13 protein-coding genes and 2 pseudogenes are annotated in these 16,216 nt (G+C 51.8%); 11 read left to right on the top strand and 4 right to left on the bottom strand.

What is annotated here, in order from left to right; translation table 11 throughout:
- The 6 genes and pseudogenes from ABLV66_RS23380 (at position 1) to yjeJ (ending at position 6,390) form a co-directional block, all read left to right on the top strand.
- The gene (locus ABLV66_RS23380; protein ID WP_063414409.1) at positions 1 to 1,017 is read left to right on the top strand and encodes a fimbrial protein; all 1,017 of its coding nucleotides are present in this window, start codon (positions 1 to 3) and stop codon (positions 1,015 to 1,017) included.
- A 202-nt stretch (positions 1,018 to 1,219) separates the two neighbouring features.
- A complete protein-coding gene (locus tag ABLV66_RS23385) occupies positions 1,220 to 1,588 on the top strand; it encodes a hypothetical protein (protein ID WP_047046316.1) in 369 nt (122 codons plus the stop codon).
- A 63-nt stretch (positions 1,589 to 1,651) separates the two neighbouring features.
- Complete coding sequence (locus ABLV66_RS23390; protein ID WP_047046318.1) at positions 1,652 to 2,023, top strand: hypothetical protein; 372 nt, start codon at positions 1,652 to 1,654, stop codon at positions 2,021 to 2,023.
- 87 nt (positions 2,024 to 2,110) lie between these two features.
- The gene (locus ABLV66_RS23395; RefSeq protein WP_348877276.1) at positions 2,111 to 3,400 is read left to right on the top strand and encodes an HlyD family secretion protein; all 1,290 of its coding nucleotides are present in this window, start codon (positions 2,111 to 2,113) and stop codon (positions 3,398 to 3,400) included.
- Positions 3,393 to 5,516: pseudogene (locus ABLV66_RS23400) on the top strand (peptidase domain-containing ABC transporter). The gene ABLV66_RS23395 and the pseudogene ABLV66_RS23400 overlap by 8 nt, the downstream one beginning before the upstream one ends.
- Positions 5,517 to 5,526: 10 nt before the next feature.
- Positions 5,527 to 6,390: pseudogene (yjeJ, locus tag ABLV66_RS23405) on the top strand (YjeJ family protein).
- A gap of 42 nt (positions 6,391 to 6,432) precedes the next feature.
- On the opposite strand, the gene ABLV66_RS23410 reads toward yjeJ, so the two are convergent.
- The 3 genes from ABLV66_RS23410 to ABLV66_RS23420 all read right to left on the bottom strand — a co-directional run bounded on the left by ABLV66_RS23410 (position 6,433) and on the right by ABLV66_RS23420 (position 8,891).
- Positions 6,433 to 6,786: a DUF4156 domain-containing protein gene (locus ABLV66_RS23410; RefSeq protein WP_015368664.1), complete on the bottom strand. Its 354-nt coding sequence runs from the start codon at positions 6,784 to 6,786 to the stop codon at positions 6,433 to 6,435.
- Between the two features lie 127 nt (positions 6,787 to 6,913).
- A complete protein-coding gene (groL, locus tag ABLV66_RS23415) occupies positions 6,914 to 8,560 on the bottom strand; it encodes a chaperonin GroEL (RefSeq protein ID WP_015368665.1) in 1,647 nt (548 codons plus the stop codon).
- A 37-nt stretch (positions 8,561 to 8,597) separates the two neighbouring features.
- Complete coding sequence (locus tag ABLV66_RS23420) at positions 8,598 to 8,891, bottom strand: co-chaperone GroES (RefSeq protein ID WP_003855929.1); 294 nt, start codon at positions 8,889 to 8,891, stop codon at positions 8,598 to 8,600.
- Between the two features lie 231 nt (positions 8,892 to 9,122).
- Between ABLV66_RS23420 and yjeH the strand changes: the two genes are divergently transcribed.
- The gene (yjeH, locus tag ABLV66_RS23425) at positions 9,123 to 10,370 is read left to right on the top strand and encodes an L-methionine/branched-chain amino acid transporter (protein WP_348877294.1); all 1,248 of its coding nucleotides are present in this window, start codon (positions 9,123 to 9,125) and stop codon (positions 10,368 to 10,370) included.
- 31 nt (positions 10,371 to 10,401) lie between these two features.
- On the opposite strand, the gene ABLV66_RS23430 is transcribed toward yjeH, so the two are convergent.
- Entirely contained in the window at positions 10,402 to 10,872 is a 471-nt protein-coding gene (locus tag ABLV66_RS23430) for an FxsA family protein (protein ID WP_015368667.1), read from the bottom strand.
- Positions 10,873 to 11,207: 335 nt separating this feature from the next.
- Between ABLV66_RS23430 and aspA the strand changes: the two genes are divergently transcribed.
- The 4 genes from aspA (at position 11,208) to ABLV66_RS23450 (ending at position 16,185) form a co-directional block, all read left to right on the top strand.
- Positions 11,208 to 12,644, top strand: a complete 1,437-nt coding sequence (aspA, locus tag ABLV66_RS23435; protein ID WP_045380159.1) for an aspartate ammonia-lyase — start codon at positions 11,208 to 11,210, stop codon at positions 12,642 to 12,644.
- Between the two features lie 116 nt (positions 12,645 to 12,760).
- Positions 12,761 to 14,062 carry an anaerobic C4-dicarboxylate transporter gene (locus ABLV66_RS23440; RefSeq protein WP_015368669.1) on the top strand — a complete coding sequence of 434 codons (1,302 nt, stop codon included), beginning with the start codon at positions 12,761 to 12,763 and terminating at the stop codon, positions 14,060 to 14,062.
- A gap of 99 nt (positions 14,063 to 14,161) precedes the next feature.
- A complete protein-coding gene (gene cutA, locus ABLV66_RS23445; RefSeq protein WP_047065964.1) occupies positions 14,162 to 14,485 on the top strand; it encodes a divalent cation tolerance protein CutA in 324 nt (107 codons plus the stop codon).
- Entirely contained in the window at positions 14,461 to 16,185 is a 1,725-nt protein-coding gene (locus ABLV66_RS23450) for a protein-disulfide reductase DsbD (RefSeq protein WP_063414405.1), read from the top strand. The genes cutA and ABLV66_RS23450 overlap by 25 nt, the downstream gene beginning before the upstream one ends.
- Positions 16,186 to 16,216 lie beyond the last annotated feature (31 nt).

The raw sequence follows: 16,216 nt of genomic DNA on the forward strand, positions 1-16,216 counted from the left end.
ATGAAAAGAATATTTTTTCTCTTCGCGCTTCTATTAATTTGCAGCGAGGCGGCTGCAAAATGTACCTATACAGGGAGTATTCGTCGACAAGCTTTTACCATCAACGCGAAGATCCCTACCGATGACTCAATTCCCGTAGGGAGCGTGTTATATTCAACAAAGTATGGTACTCAAACTTATAAAAATTTTTCATGCAATCAGAATACTAACGATCAATACATCACCGAAATTAGTACACCTGTCGTTTCTGGAGTCACGGGAATACAGGGAAAACCGGTTTATGAGACAGGTATCGATGGTATAGGCTTTCAGGTTTCCGATCTGCTGGAAAGTAGAAATGGCGCATTAGTTCCTGCCGTGGCAGGCTCAGTTCTGGTACCGTTTGAGAATACTTCAGATAATTACTATAAATTCATCACCGTGTGGTTTATCAAAACCAAACAGGTCATCGACACTTCAGGTTCGGATTCAAATCCGTCAATCAGTTTTTCTGTCGGCAACCCCACAACTAACCCCGGAACTACCGAAAAACTCTTATATACGACGAATATAAAACTCAAAAGCACCAAATACCAGGTGACATCTTGTGACATATCGCCATCCAGTTCACAAATAACATTGAACAGGATAAAGAAAAGCACCTTAATGTCTGTCTCCCGCGGTGGAGTCACCCCCGAGCAGAAAAACATTTTATTAACGATTAGCTGCCCAGCGGGTTCCATCGGTAATACATTAATGTACTGGTTTAACCCGGTAGGAACGGCCAGCACATCTGGCGATGGTATCATTGATAATATGATAACCGATAGCTCTGGCGCTAAAAATGTCGGCATCATATTCAAACAGACAGGAACTCCGCTGGTATTTTATGATATGGATAGCTATAGTTTCAATAGCGCTGCCGCATCACAAATAATCAACCTGACCGCTGATTATTATCGTCAGAGCAATAGCGTCGATAGTATCACAAACGGTAAAGTTAAAGCGATGTTAGAAGTAGTAATCCAGGAACAATAAACACAGCGCGACACGCACAGGAAAATAAAACTTTACTATGCGTGCCGCTTACATATAAAAACAACGAATATGAAATAATAATTCATAAAATAATCACAATGCATCACATTGAAATAGTCGAACAGTTATTTTTATATTCTTGCTGCTAATCAGAACCGTTCGAGTATCAATGGACTCATAATACAACAAAAAGGATATATAAATGAAACAACTAACTATCTTTGAAATGGAGAGTATTTCCGGTGGTTACTCATGGGATTTTTCCTCATTTCAATCCAGTATTACCAGTATAGTTTGTAATGGCGTTGAGGCTGTCGCTTCAGCCGTTTTACTGGGAACTGGCATGGCGGCAATGGGAACGCTTATTGGCGGTACCCAATCTGGAGCAAATGGCGGCATTCTCGGTTTTGGTTTGCTAGGCAATGCCGTCGGGATGGTATGGGGATTAATCGTGGGTGGAGTCACCGGGGCAGTTAATGGTGCTGTTATGGGATGGGATGCCTCTGTCGCTCTGGTTGAAGAGGGTATTCAAGGCCTGCTGGCTGGCACCTTCATGCCCTGGAAAAGCTAATTATTGATATGCAAGATGCATTTAACAGCCTGCAATAATATTTTTAATCAAAGGAAATGATTTGTGAAAGAACTTACAGTTTTCGAAATGGAAGCGGTATCCGGGGGCTATAGCTGGGACTTTTCTTCTATACAGTCAAGCATCACTAGCCTGGTAAGCAATGGCGCTGAGGCTGTCGCCTCAGCAGTTCTTGGCGCTGTTACCTGGGGAGCGTTTGGGACTTTATTAGGCGGCACCCAATCCGGGAATAATGGGGGCATCCTTGGCCTCGGTCTGATCGGCAACGCTGTAGGGATGGTCTGGGGATTAATTGTCGGCGCCGTAGGTGGCGCAGTAACTTACGCCGCTCTGGGATGGGAAAAATCTGTAGAATACTCAAATGCAGCATTCGAGGCGGTAGTTAAGGGTACTTTTATTCCGTGGGGCCAGTCCTAATAGTCTATTTAACCTTAGACGAGGTAAGACCTAAAGGCTCAAAATTACTGAGCCTTTTTATTTCACTTATCACTAATATGAAAAATCATGGCTAATAGTCTATATCGCAAGGAAGCGATCGAATACAAAAGAAATCACTGGAAAGGGAAAGCCTTGTTGCTCGCCGGTTTACCTGCCTGGTTAATCACTTTGTTATCGGCATTATTTCTTATCGCACTTATTTGCGCATTGATATTTTGCAAATTTACTCAACGTGTCGATGTTCAGGGCGAAGTCATTACCCTTCCTCACTCTATAAATGTTTTTGCGCCTCAGCAAGGCTTTATCGTTAAACAACATGTTAAAATAGGCGATATTGTTAAAAAAAACCAACCTCTTTACGAAATTGATATTTCACGCAGCACCACCAGCGGCAATGTCAGTGCAGCGCAAGTTGAAGTCATCAATGAAAAGATTGCTAACTCTGATGACATCATTAAAAAACTAGAAGATAACAAAAATCAGACATTAAATGCGTTAAATGCGCAGTTAAAAACCACCACAGCCTCTCTGAAGGAGACCAACCGTATGCTGGTCAATACCCAGGTAGGTCTGAAAAAAATGCACGATAATCTTTCCAGCTATGATAAATACCTTAACAATGGCCTGATAACTAAAGACCAATATAACTATCAGCACTCTCTATATTTCCAGCAACAGAGCGCCTATCAGTCGCTGGTGAGTCAAAAGATGCAACTGGAATCGCAAATCACGCAGCTGAACAGTGATAAAATCACTAAAGCAGCCGACTTTGACAACCAAATATCCAGTCAATACAACCAGTCCAATGATTTTAAAAATCAACTCGTCGAATCCAATGCCAACGGCAATATTATTATCAAATCGACCAGTGATGGCAGAATTGAATCGCTCTCAGCGACACTGGGTCAGACGGTTGATAACGGTAGCAGCCTGGCTCAGATCAAGCCGACTGGTAATGTTGAGTATTATCTTGTGCTATGGCTGCCAAATAATACCATCCCGTATTTAAAAACCGGGGATACTATTAATATTCGCTATGATGCGTTCCCATCGGATAAGTTTGGTCAGTTCCCAGGAAAAATAATATCAATATCTTCTATGCCGGCATCACGACAGGAAATGTCTGAGTATACCAACGTCAATAATGGAACACCTCAGCAGCAAGAACTGGCATTGTATAAAGCGATTGTCAAAATTAAAGATAAACAGTTCGAATATGACGGAAAAACGCTAAGTCTGTCCAACGGGCTTAAAGCACAGGCAGTCGTCTTCCTTGAAGAACGCCCTCTCTACATGTGGATGTTTACTCCGGTTTATAAGATTACTCAAAGCGTGAGCGGCCCGATTCATGACTAATGAACTGTTTGAAAAAATTACGGCGAAAGTTAATTTTTCAATCTTGAAAAAGACGCCGGTAATATTGCAATCTGAAGCCGCCGAGTGCGGCATTGCCTGCCTGGCGATGATTTGCGGCCATTATGGTCTCGATATCGATCTCTTCAATTTCCGCCAGCGCTTTGGCAGCCCCTCTCAGGGGGTCACGCTGATGTCATTAAGCAAAACGGCAGAGCATGCAGGTTTAAAGAGCCGGGCGCTATCGCTCGATCTGGATGAGATCAGACAATTAAAGCTGCCCTGTGTTATCCACTGAGGAATGAACCACTATGTCGTTTTGACCAAAGTGCGTAAATCCAGCTTTATCGTCCACGATCCAGCCCTGGGTAAACGTATTATCGGCATCCAGGAAATGTCGAATAATTTTACCGGCATCGCGTTAGAGCTATGGCCCGATCAGAACTTCCAGCAGGAAAAAGCCAAATCTCGCCTGCGTTTGTTAGACCTGATGCGCAATATCGTTGGCTTAAAATCTGCGCTGCTGAAGATTTTCGCTTTTTCCGTCGTCGTTGAAGCCATCGGCTTACTGCTGCCGATAGGCACACAGTTAGTCACTGACCACGTGATCATGGCCCACGATCAGAGCCTGCTCTCGGTGATCTGTATTGGCCTGGTTTTCTTTACCCTCTTTCGCACCTTTATCAGCATGCTGCGCGCATGGACCTCACTGACGCTCAACACGTTGACCAACATTCAGTGGAAAACCACTCTCTTCGATCATTTGGCCAGCCTGCCGCTGGCATTTTTCGAAAAGCGTCATCTGGGGGATATTCAGTCCCGTTTCTCATCGCTGGATACCATTCGCTCCACGTTCACTAATAGCATCGTCAGCGGCATTATCGACTCGATCATGACGATCGGCCTTCTGATTATGCTCACCCTGTACGGCGGTTGGCTAACATGGGTCGTCGTTGGCTTTACCTTATGTTACGCCCTTATGCGTCTGGGAACTTATCGCTTCTATCGCCGCGTTGCTGAAGAACAGGTAATCAAAGGCGCGCGCTCCAGTTCACATTTTATGGAGTCGCTGTACGGTATTTCGACCATCAAAGCGCTGAACCTGAAAGAACGCCGCTCTCAGCACTGGCTGAATATCAACATCGACGCCTGTAATGCGGGGATCAAACAGACCCGTTTCGACATGATGTTTAGCGGTATCAATACCTTCATTACCGCTATCGATCAGGTAGCGGTACTGTGGCTGGGCGCCATTATGGTCATTGATAATGAAATGACCCTCGGTATGTTTATGGCCTTTAACGCCTACCGAGGCCAGTTCTCCCAGCGCGCATCCAGCCTGGTTGACCTGACCATGCAGCTGCGCATGCTCTCGCTGCATAACGAACGTCTTTCTGAAATCGTCTTCAGCGAACCCGAGCAAGAGTTGCCATCACGGGACGTCTTTTCGAAAGATGCCGGCGCCAGGCTTGAAGTCAAAAATCTTAGCTATCAGTACGATCCATTTTCACAGCCGATTTTCTCAAACCTGAACATCACCGTTGAGCCCGGTGAATCCGTCGCGCTGGTCGGCCCGTCCGGCGTCGGTAAGACCACGCTATTGAAAGTGATGTGCGGGCTGCTCTCCCCCACCAGCGGCGATGTGTTTGCCGATAATCTCGATATCCAGAAAATAGGTTTAAATAACTATCGCCAGGGAACCGCCTGCGTATTGCAGGAGGACAGGCTCTTTTCCGGTTCGCTTATTGATAATATCAGCGGCTTTGAAGACAACGCCGATCTGGATTTTGTCGTCGAATGCGCCAAACGCTGCAACATCCATGACGAAATCATGAAAATGCCGATGGGCTATGAAACCATCGTCGGTGAGCTAGGTTTAGGGATTTCCGGGGGCCAAAAGCAACGTATTTTGATTGCCCGCGCGCTTTATCGTAAGCCGAGCATTCTATTTATGGATGAGGCCACCAGCCATCTCGATTTAAGAAATGAGTCTGTTATCAACCAATCGATTTCAGGGCTCAGTATTACCCGCGTCATCGTTGCCCACCGCCCGTCAACCATCGCCTCTGCCGATCGGATTATTGATTTGTCGCAATCAAAAATACCAATGCCAGCGTAAGGAGAAGAACATGCAAGGAACGTTTATTGGTTTTAACACCGCCGGAATTACCTATGAAGACCATTTCATGGCGCTGCTGCTGAAAGTACAAAACCAGAATGGCCTGTGTCGGACATTCTATTTACAGGCGCCGGCGCTGGCTGACCTGCTTATGGTCCTGACAACTCGAATGTCTGTTTTCTTACAACGCTTGCAGCAAAGCGACGACACGCTGAAAGAGGAACTTATTGCCTACAATAATGAGCTCATCGCCAATACCCCAGCAGTCGATATGGCAGAGGTACAAAACCCGAATCCGGAGCTGCGGATCATGTCGATCACATTGAAACCGGGGGTAAATGAGTCAACGCTGATCCTGATGCTGCAGAACGAGCAAATCGCGACATTACGCATTGAAGACCGACAGGTAGAGGCATTGATTCTGGGTATCAATCAATCTCTAAAAATGGTTGCTGATACGAAATTAAATGAGTATCTGGCGCTGGCTCTGGATTATGTGCTGCTGTATACCGTCGATTTAACGACCCAACCAAACATTGAGTACCAGCAATATGCTCAGGAAGAGTGGAAGCTGAATTTGTTTAGCCACCATCTGGCCGTGTTATACAGCTACGAGCAGGAAGAAGGTAAAAAAGTACTCTCTGGCGCGGTGATTAAAACCAGCGCCGCGCATCAGTCAGATTTTGAAAAAAGTATCGTGCTGCGTCTGCTTGAAAAGAGTCAGAAGCTAAAACAGGTCCACAGCCAGCATACGCCGTATCAAATCTTCAGTAAGGTGATTCCATCCGCCCCGGGATAAATGCTAACCAGAGATGAATGTATGCTTTCGCTGCGTGAATTCTACGTGGCGACCAGAGCATCGCTTGAGGCATAAATTGTTAAGCACTCTCTGCGCAGGCAGAGAGTGCTTAACGCATCAGTTCGGGCACTTATAAACCTGGCCGTTCATCTGGCTATCGGTCGGGACAAAGCTCGACAGCAGGTTCTGCGTCGGGCTGCTCACGCCATAAATGACGTTACCGCCCATAGCCGCCGCCTGGTTACGTAGAGCATTCGCCGCGCCGCGCATCGAGCCGCCTTCATCGCCATTCTGGCCTGACAGCCAGTTGCTTTGCGTGCCGGTAGCCGTCCCTAACAGCTGACATTCCGTTCCTGGTTTATCTTCAACAAAACGCACGCTCTGGCCGCCTGCGGTTAATTCGTTGCTGGAACTGCAACCCGCTAACAATAATGCTGCGCCGACAATCCCTGCTAAATATTTTACCTGCATGTTATTCCCCAATGAGCTGGACGCACTGGCCCGGATGTAAACCTTATACTAAAAAGCCAGCAAAAAGAAAAACCCCCAGCCATTTCTGACCGGGGGTTTCTGCGTTTTTATGCCGTATAGCGCACGATTACATCATGCCGCCCATACCGCCCATGCCGCCCATACCGCCAGCAGCACCTAAGTCAGGCGCATCGCCTTTCGGCAGGTCGGTCACCATGCACTCGGTGGTGATCATCAGACCAGCAACGGATGCCGCGTACTGCAGCGCAGAACGGGTGACTTTAGTTGGGTCCAGGATACCGAAGTCGATCATGTTGCCGTACTCTTCGGTTGCCGCGTTGTAACCGTAGTTACCGTCACCAGCTTTCACGTTGTTAGCAACAACAGACGGCTCTTCGCCAGCGTTGGAAACGATCTGACGCAGCGGCGCTTCCATTGCGCGCAGCGCAACTTTGATACCGACGTTCTGATCTTCGTTCTGACCGGTCAGGCCAGCGATTTTCGCCGCAACGCGAACCAGCGCTACACCGCCGCCAGCTACCACGCCTTCTTCAACCGCAGCACGGGTCGCGTGCAGGGCATCGTCAACGCGCGCTTTTTTCTCTTTCATTTCAACTTCGGTAGCAGCACCGACTTTGATTACCGCAACGCCGCCGGCCAGTTTAGCCACGCGCTCCTGCAGTTTTTCACGGTCGTAATCAGAGGTCGCTTCTTCGATCTGCTTACGGATCTGAGCAACGCGGCCCTGAATCGCCGCTTCTTCGCCAACGCCATCGATGATGGTGGTGGTGTCTTTGTTGATAACAACGCGTTTCGCCTGACCCAGGTCTTCCAGAGTCGCTTTTTCCAGCTCCATACCGATCTCTTCAGAGATAACGGTACCACCAGTCAGAGTCGCGATGTCCTGCAGCATAGCTTTACGACGGTCACCGAAGCCCGGCGCTTTAACCGCAGCAACTTTCACGATGCCGCGCATGGTGTTAACCACCAGGGTCGCCAGCGCTTCGCCTTCAACGTCTTCAGCGATGATAACCAGCGGTTTGCCAGCTTTCGCTACGGCTTCCAGAACCGGCAGCATTTCGCGGATGTTGGAGATTTTTTTGTCAGCCAGCAGGATGAACGGGCTTTCCAGTTCAACGGCGCCGGTGTCCGGCTTGTTGATGAAGTATGGGGACAGGTAGCCGCGGTCGAACTGCATACCTTCAACCACGTCCAGTTCGTCTTCCAGACCGGTACCGTCTTCAACGGTGATAACGCCTTCTTTACCGACTTTATCCATCGCTTCAGCGATCAGTTTACCTACGGTTTCGTCGGAGTTAGCGGAGATAGTACCAACCTGAGCAATCGCTTTAGAGTCGGAGCACGGTACGGACAGCGCTTTCAGTTCTTCAACGGCGGCAACGACAGCTTTGTCGATACCACGTTTCAGATCCATCGGGTTCATGCCCGCAGCAACGGCTTTCAGGCCTTCGTTAACGATAGCCTGAGCCAGTACGGTTGCGGTGGTGGTACCGTCGCCTGCAGCGTCGTTCGCTTTAGAGGCAACTTCTTTCACCATCTGCGCGCCCATGTTTTCGAATTTGTCTTCCAGTTCGATTTCACGAGCAACGGATACGCCATCTTTAGTGATGGTCGGCGCGCCGAAGGATTTGTCCAGAACAACGTTGCGGCCTTTCGGGCCCAGGGTCACTTTAACTGCATCTGCCAGTACGTTTACGCCGCGCAGCATTTTTACACGAGCGTCGTTACCGAATTTTACGTCTTTTGCTGCCATTTCTTTTATTCCTCAAATTCGTTCAGGGTCGTGCGAATTACGCTTCAACAATTGCCAGGATGTCGCTTTCGGACATGATCAGCACTTCTTCGTTGTCGATCTTCTCAGACTTCACGCCGTAACCATCGTTGAAAATCACGATGTCACCAACTTTAACGTCCAGCGGCTGCACAGTTCCGTTTTCCAGGATGCGGCCTTTACCGACAGCGATGATTTCGCCACGAGTTGATTTAGCTGCCGCAGAACCGGTCAGAACGATGCCGCCTGCAGATTTGGTTTCAACTTCTTTACGTTTGACGATCACACGATCATGTAACGGACGAATACTCATTGATAGCTCTCCTTCGAGAAAGTCATTATCAGTTATGGATGGCGCCGGGCCGTAAACGGTTTCCGACTAGTGCAGAGAGAGATGGGGATGGCCATTTACCGCTTCAAGGGGAAAATTAAAAAAAAATTTCCGCCTGTGCGCTGACGCGCAAAAATATTCCCGCGGCGGCCGCGCTTTCTGGCGCAAGGGGTTGTGATAACATCGTTTTTTTGCCGCGCGCAGGATTGAGTCATCAGTGGTTTAAAACAGGAGCTGGGGTTAGGTCAGGGAGTCGGGTTACTTTCAACATCACTACTGGGAACCGGCGTATTCGCCGTACCGGCGCTGGCGGCGCTGGTCGCAGGCGATAATAGCCTGTGGGCGTGGCCGGCACTGATTCTGCTGGTCTTTCCCATCGCTATCGTGTTTGCCGTGCTTGGGCGCCACTTTCCCAGCGCTGGCGGCGTGGCTCATTTTGTGGATATGGCGTTCGGCCCGCGTCTGGCGCGGGTAACCGGTTGGCTGTTTTTATCGGTGATCCCGGTGGGCTTACCCGCCGCCCTGCATATCGCCACCGGTTTTGGCCAGGCGCTGTTCGGCTGGCACGATACTCAACTGCTGCTTGCCGAGCTCGGCACGCTGGCGATCGTCTGGTGGGTGGGTTCGCGCGGCGCCAGTTCCAGCGCCAATCTACAGACGCTGGTTGCGGTAATGATTGTCGCGCTGATCGTCGCCATCTGGTGGCGCGGCGGCATAAACCCGGCACAGATCCCTTTCCCGCAGCCTAAAGATGTCGACACGTCGCAGCTGTTTGCGGCCCTATCGGTGATGTTCTGGTGCTTCGTCGGCCTGGAAGCCTTTGCTCATCTGGCATCAGAGTTTAAACGTCCGGAGCGCGACTTCCCCCGAGCGCTGATGATTGGCCTGGTGCTGGCTGGCACCGTTTATTGGGGCTGTACGGTGGTCGTTCTACATTTTCGCGCCTTCAGTGAGGAAATGGCGGCGGCGGCTTCGCTGCCAAACATCGTAGTGCGACTGTTCGGCGTGCAGGCGCTGTGGGTTGCCTGCGTAATCGGCTACCTCGCCTGCTTCGCCAGCCTTAATATCTATATCCAAAGTTTTGCCCGCCTGGTCTGGTCGCAGGCGCAGTTCAAACCGGAGAGCTATCTGGCCCGCCTGTCGCCGCGCCAGGTACCGCGCAACGCGCTGAATGCGGTCTTAGGCTGCTGCGTACTCAGTACGCTGTGCATTTACTGGCTGAACATTAATCTCGATGCGCTTATCGTCTATGCCAACGGCATTTTCATCATGATTTATCTGCTGTGCATGCTGGCGGGATGCCGACTCCTGCACGGTAAATACCGTGTGCTGGCCACGGTGGGAAGCGTGCTATGCCTGCTGCTGTTGGCCATGGTCGGCTGGAAGAGTTTGTACGCCATCATCATGTTGGCGGTGCTGTGGTTCGCCTTGCCAGCACGCTCACCTTCAGCAAACAGATAACAAAAAACCGGCGCAGGCCGGTTTTGTCGTTTTAGCGGTCGTCTTTGTGATCCAGACGGTCGCGTTCGTCGTCTTTGCGCTGGAACTCCCCTTCGAAGGTGTCTCCGTTGCCGGCGCCGGCGCTAAAACCGCCGCCCGGCATCCGGCTAAAGCGCAGATACGGCATCAGTTTTAAGGTCATCAGCTTTTGCACCGGCGGCAACAGCAGCAGCAGGCCGAGGAAGTCGGTAAAGAAGCCTGGGATCAGCAGCAGAAGCCCGGCGATAATCAGCGACACGCTTTTAATCATTTCTGCGGCAGGGCTTTCGCCAGCCGCCATTTTCTGCTGCATCAGCATCAGGTTTTTGAAGCCCTGGTTGCGCACCAGCGACATTCCCACCACCGAGCTAAAGATAACCAGGATCAGCGTCAGCAGCACGCCGAGCACGTGCGCGACCTGGATAAAGATCGAGATCTCGACGTAAACGTATAAGAAAAAGGCAATAAATGGGATCCAACGCACCGGCGTCTCCTTCAATCGGCCGTCGTCGCAGACGCCCGTAGTGATAAATTTGCTATTCGCGTCATAGGAATGTGGGGTTGGCGCGCCATTTTTCAATCAACGGCAACGGCATTTTTTTCAAAAATAGTAAAGCGGTGACTCATTTCACAGATTAATAATTCTTATCCGCCGCGCTATATAATAAGTGATCAAGGTTACTGAACTTCGCTATCATCAGCATATGATCGTGGGCACCGGGCCGGTTAAGGAAATAATCTTCGGTCTGAAAATACGCTAAATCCTATAAATTCTGTGTATTTGGTGAATTCATTGGCAGCTTGAAAAAGAAGGTTCACATGTTAAACAACATTCGTATCGAAGAAGATCTGTTGGGCACCAGGGAAGTTCCAGCTGACGCATACTATGGCGTTCATACTCTGAGAGCGATTGAAAACTTCTACATCAGCAACAACAAGATTAGCGACATCCCTGAGTTTGTTCGGGGCATGGTGATGGTGAAGAAGGCCGCCGCGCTGGCTAACAAGGAACTGCAAACCATTCCTAAAAGCGTAGCGAACACTATTGTCGCCGCATGCGATGAGGTGCTGAACAACGGTAAATGCATGGACCAGTTCCCGGTTGATGTGTTCCAGGGCGGCGCGGGCACCTCCGTCAACATGAACACCAACGAAGTGCTGGCGAATATCGGTCTGGAACTGATGGGCCACCAAAAAGGTGAATACCAGTTCCTCAACCCTAATGACCACGTCAACAAATGCCAGTCCACTAACGACGCCTACCCAACCGGTTTCCGCATCGCGGTCTATGCTTCGATTCTCAAACTGATCGACGCCATCAAACAGCTGGGCGAAGGTTTCCAGGCAAAAGCCGTCGAGTTCCAGGATGTCCTGAAAATGGGCCGCACGCAGTTGCAGGATGCGGTGCCGATGACCCTCGGCCAGGAATTCCACGCTTTTAACGTTCTGCTGAACGAAGAAACCAAAAGTATTCTGCGTACCGCAGAACTGCTGCTGGAAGTGAACCTCGGCGCGACCGCTATCGGGACTCGCCTGAACACCCCTGACGGCTACCAGCAGCTGGCGGTACAGAAACTGGCGGAAGTCAGCAACCTGCCGGTCGTTCCGGCGGAAGACCTGATTGAAGCGACTTCTGACTGCGGCGCGTATGTGATGGTTCACAGTTCGCTGAAACGCCTGGCGGTCAAACTGTCCAAGATTTGTAACGACCTGCGCCTGCTCTCTTCCGGCCCGCGCGCTGGGCTGAATGAAATCAACCTGCCAGAACTGCAGGCCGGTTCCTCCATCATGCCGGCAAAAGTTAACCCGGTGGTGCCAGAAGTGGTTAACCAGGTGTGCTTCAAAGTTATCGGCAACGATACCACCGTAACCATGGCCTCCGAAGCCGGTCAGCTGCAGTTGAACGTTATGGAGCCGGTGATTGGCCAGGCGATGTTTGAATCTATCCACATCCTGACCAACGCCTGCTACAACCTGCTGGAAAAATGCGTGAACGGCATTACCGCCAACAAAGCGGTATGCGAAAGCTACGTCTACAACTCCATCGGTATCGTGACCTACCTCAACCCGTTCATCGGCCACCACAATGGCGATATCGTCGGCAAGATCTGCGCCGAAACCGGTAAGAGCGTACGTGAAGTGGTACTGGAGCGCGGGCTGCTGACCGAAGCCGAGCTGGACGACATTTTCTCTCCGCAAAACCTGATGCATCCGGCTTATAAAGCAAAACGGTATACCGATGAAAGCGAACAGTAAGCTTTCAGGGTAAACTAACCAAAGGCATGTCAGTGATGACATGCCTTTTTGCTTTTTTGGGTTTACGAAACGACAACAATTCAATATCAACTTGTTAAAAAACAAGGAAGGCATATATGTTTGGTGCAGAGCTCGTGGTTGTCTTGCTGGCAATCTATTTGGGGGCCCGACTGGGGGGCATTGGTATCGGCTTTGCCGGTGGCCTCGGCGTCCTCGTCTTAACCTTAATTTTTCAAATTCCACCCGGGGCAATCCCCTTTGACGTCATTGAAATTATCATGGCGGTTATCGCCGCTATCGCCGCGATGCAGGTCGCCGGAGGGATGGACTATCTGGTCAGCCTCGCCGAACGTATGCTACGCCGCCATCCCAAGTACATTACCTTCCTTGCGCCGCTGGTCACCTGGTTTATGACCGTGCTGGCAGGCACCGGTCATACCGCGTTCTCTACCCTGCCAGTGATTACCGAAGTGGCGAAAGAGCAGGGTATTCGCCCTTCCCGCCCGCTCTCCATCGCCGTTGTCGCTTCGCAGATTGCGATTACCGCCTCGCCGATCTCCGCGGCAGTGGTCTTCTTTGCCGGTATTCTCGAACCGCTTGGCGTCAGCTACCTGACGCTGCTGGCGATCTGCCTGCCGGTTACCCTGATTGCCGTCATGCTGACCGCCGTCGTCTGTAACTTCCTCGGCTGCGAGCTGAAAGACGACCCGGTATACCAGGAGCGACTGGCAAAAGGGGAAGTGAGCCTGCGCGGCAGTCAGGTCTTCGAGCTGAAGCCGCATGCTAAACGCTCCGTTCTGCTGTTCCTGGTGGGCATTGTCGCGGTCATGTTCTACGCTACCGCCATCAGCGACACCGTCGGCCTGATCCAGAACCCGGTACTGCCGCGTAACGAAGCGATCGTGGTCTTCATGCTGACCATCGCCACGCTGATTAGCATCACCTGTAAGATCGATACCGGCGAAGTGCTGAACGCCAGCACCTTCAAGTCCGGGATGAGCGCCTGCGTCTGCGTGCTCGGCGTCGCCTGGCTTGGGGATACCTTCGTCAAAGCACATATTGCCGATATCCAGACGGTGGCGGGCGATCTGCTGCACAACTATCCGTGGCTGCTGGCGGTGGTGCTGTTCTTCGCGGCTACGCTGCTCTATTCACAGGCCGCCACGACCAAGGCGTTAATGCCCGCCGCACTGCTGCTCGGCGTCACCCCGCTGACGGCAATTGCCTCATTCGCCGCGGTCTCAGCGCTGTTCGTGCTGCCAACCTATCCGACCCTGCTGGCCGCGGTCGAAATGGACGACACCGGTTCCACGCGTATCGGCAAATATGTCTTTAACCACGCCTTCCTGATCCCGGGCGTCATCGCCATTACGCTTTGCGTGATCCTCGGATTCATCTTCGGCGGCCTCATGCTGTAAGATCGTTAAAAAGGGGCCAGTAAAGTAACTGGCCCCTTTGGTTAATCTCTCCGCATCATGCATGCTATAGTGCCTCTTTTCGCTGATACGAGGTTCACGATGACTACGCCTGATGCTGTTGTTGTACTCTGTACCGCGCCGGATGAAGCAACCGCCCAGGATCTGGCGGCCAAAGCGCTCGGGGAAAAACTCGCCGCCTGCGCCACCATCCTGCCGGGAGCGACGTCGCTCTACTACTGGGAAGGGAAGCTTGAGCAGGAGTATGAAGTCCAGATGCTGCTCAAAACCAATCAGACCCATCAGCAGGCGTTACTGGACTGCCTGAAGTCCCATCACCCGTATCAAACCCCCGAACTACTGGTCCTGCCGGTTACTCACGGAGACAACGATTACCTCTCATGGCTCAACGCATCATTACGCTGATCCTGCTACTGTGCAGCGCATCGGCCAGCGCCGGGTTGTTTGACGCCCCCGGGCGCTCAAACTTCGTGCCTGCCGATCGGGCTTTCGCCTTTGACTTTCAGCAGAATCAACACGACCTCAACCTGAGCTGGCGCATCAAGGATGGTTACTACCTCTACCGTAAGCAGATTACGCTGACGACAAAAGATGCGGCAATCGTCGAACCTTCGTTACCGCCTGGCGAATGGCATGAAGACGAGTTTTACGGCAAAAGCGAAATTTATCGTCAGCGCCTGACCTTGCCGATTACCCTTACGGAAGCCAGCAAAGCAGCCACGCTGACCGTCACCTATCAGGGCTGTGCCGACGCCGGGTTCTGCTATCCGCCGGAGACCAAAGTCGTGCCGCTCAGCGCGGTGCTCGCCGATTCCGACAAGGCGCAAGCGGCCAAACCATCAGCGCCCGCCGCGCTCCCGGCCAGCGGCAGCCAAACCGGCGCGGAGCCCGCGTCGCTGCCATTTTCGGCGCTATGGGCGCTGCTGATTGGTATCGGTATTGCCTTTACGCCTTGTGTGTTACCGATGTATCCGCTGATTTCCGGGATTGTCCTCGGCGGTAAGCAGCGCTTATCGACGGCACGCGCCCTGCTGTTGGCCTTTATTTATGTCCAGGGGATGGCGGTTACCTATACCGCGCTGGGGTTGGTCGTGGCCGCCGCCGGTCTGCAGTTTCAGGCCGCGCTGCAGCACCCTTACGTATTAATTGGGCTGTCAGTGGTATTTATCGCGCTGGCGCTGTCGATGTTCGGCCTGTTTACGCTGCAGCTGCCTTCATCGCTGCAAACCCGACTGACGCTAATGAGCAACAAGCGCCAGGGGGGCTCGCCTGGCGGCGTGTTTGCAATGGGCGCCATCGCCGGGCTTATCTGTTCCCCTTGCACTACGGCCCCGCTTAGCGCCATTCTGTTGTATATCGCTCAAAGCGGTAATCTGTGGCTTGGCGGCGGCACCCTATATCTGTACGCGCTGGGAATGGGGCTGCCGCTGATCCTGGTGACCGTGTTCGGTAACCGTCTGCTACCGAAGAGCGGGCCGTGGATGGCTCACGTCAAGACCGCGTTTGGCTTCGTGATCCTCGCGCTGCCGGTCTTTTTACTGGAGCGCGTGATCGGCGAAGCCTGGGGTTTACGCCTGTGGTCTCTGCTTGGCGTCGCCTTCTTTAGCTGGGCATTTATCACCTCGCTTGGCGCGAGCAAACCGTGGCTACGGCTGGTGCAAATCGTCATGCTGGGCGCCGCGCTGGTTAGCGCGCGTCCGCTGCAGGATTGGGCCTTTGGCGCACCAACCGCCCAGCAGCAGGCGCATCTGGAGTTTACCCGTGTCAGTACCGTGGATGAACTCAACCAGGCGTTAGCGCAGGCCAAAGGGAAACCGGTCATGCTCGATCTGTATGCTGACTGGTGCGTGGCCTGTAAAGAGTTCGAAAAATATACCTTTAGCGCTCCTGAAGTGCGACAGGCCCTAAAAGAGACCGTTCTGTTGCAAGTGGATGTCACTAAGAACAGCGCGCAAGACGCGGCCCTGCTGAAGCATTTACAGGTGCTCGGCTTGCCGACGATTCTGTTCTTCAACGCGCAGGGAGAAGAGCAGCCCGCGCAGCGCGTCACCGGGTTTATGGATGCTGCGGCATTCAGCGCCCATTTGCGCGATTGGCAACCGTGAACGACACTTGAGGAGGATAAATGGAGGAGAC

It is taken from the genome of Klebsiella sp. CN_Kp073 (assembly GCF_040065495.2).
In the GTDB taxonomy this organism is placed as follows: domain Bacteria; phylum Pseudomonadota; class Gammaproteobacteria; order Enterobacterales; family Enterobacteriaceae; genus Klebsiella; species Klebsiella aerogenes.